Annotated in this window: 1 rRNA gene; it reads right to left on the bottom strand. The window is 38.1% G+C overall.

The window, feature by feature from the left end:
* Positions 1–124, bottom strand: a 23S ribosomal RNA gene (locus tag AC1DLM_RS35480); the annotation flags it as partial.
* Positions 125–641: the final 517 nt, after the last annotated feature.

Genomic DNA, 641 nt, shown 5'->3' with positions numbered 1-641 from the left:
CCCCCATTCGGACATCCCCGGATCAAAGCCTGCTTACGGCTCCCCGAGGCATTTCGTCGTTCGCCACGTCCTTCTTCGGCTCCTAGTGCCTAGGCATCCTCCGTGTGCTCTTTCTAGCTTAACCATTTATAGGGATCTTTTGCGTTAGCAAAAGTCTCTCCTAATTGAAAGAGTTAAAGATTTTTGCATGATCCGAAGATCAAGCAACCTAAGTTCTTACTTTACGTTTTGTTTCGTTATCTAGTTTTCAAGGAACAATGTTGCAACCGTTATATTCGCAAAACGATGTTGGTTGTCAACCGTTTGTACCCTATTTCGATTTAACTGGATTTCCTGTAGTTAATTTTGATGAATACGTTGGTTTTAAGCATTTAACTGGAAATTCTACAGTTAATTCAGGCTTAAAGTCTGAATCAGACCAAAAGCGATCAAATTAACTACATATTTCCCTGTTATTTCACTTAAAACTCCTAATTCCTCGAAAATAACTGTAGTTTTTCCTGTTATTTCAGAAATATCGGTATGTTTGAAAGATTGCTCTTTCAAAACTGAACACGAGTGAGTAAGCGATTTGTGTGAATAATGAGAGACTTTAATCTACGATTAAAGATCCCTATATATCACTTGACTGGTCTTATCAA

It is taken from the genome of Paenibacillus sp. 01T442 (assembly GCF_056398345.1).
Note: the sequence above shows the minus strand (reverse complement) of the source record. Positions and strands in the feature narration are given on the sequence as shown.